At 75.7% G+C, this 671-nt stretch carries 1 protein-coding gene; it reads left to right on the top strand.

The window, feature by feature from the left end; translation table 11 throughout:
- Positions 1-671, top strand: a 671-nt coding sequence (locus ACYVE9_RS29730) for a FecCD family ABC transporter permease (protein WP_461030966.1), incomplete at both ends; no start/stop codon positions are given.

Consider the following 671-nt stretch of genomic DNA (forward strand, 5'->3'; position numbering starts at 1 on the left):
GCCGTCCTGCTGGCGCTGCTGTGCGCGGCGGTGGTCGCCGCGCTGAGCTTCGGCGAGTCCACCGTGGCGCCCGCCGAGGTCGTGGCGGTGCTGACCGGGCGGGACTCCCCCGCCGAACTGGTCGTCGGCACCCTGCGGCTGCCCCGGGTGGTCGTCGGCCTGCTGGTCGGTGCGGCGCTCGGGGTGGCGGGCGGGCTCATCCAGACCGTGGCCCGCAACCCGCTGGCCAGCCCCGACATCATCGGCGTCTCGCAGGGCGCGTCGGCGCTCACCGTCGGCGCGATGACCTTCGGCGTCACCTCCTACGCCGTGCTGCCGTACCTGTCCGTCGCCGGCGGGCTGCTCGCCGCCGCGCTCGTCTACGTCTTCGCCTGGCGCGGCGGCCTGCACGCCGCGCGTTTCGTGCTGATCGGCATCGGCTTCGCGGTGGCGCTGCGCTCGGTCACCCAGCTGTTCCTGACCAAGGGCGACCAGATGGTCGCCCAGCAGGCGACGGTGTGGATGACCGGCTCACTCAACGGGCGCGGCTGGGAGCAGGCCGGGCCGCTGGGCTGGACCCTGCTGGTGATGCTGCCGGCGGTGCTGTGGGCGTCCCGCGCGCAGCGCCGGGTGGCGCTGGACGACGACACGGCGACCGCGCTCGGCGTGCGGCTGGGCCGGGACCGGCTGGG

Source organism: Streptomyces sparsus (assembly GCF_054776295.1).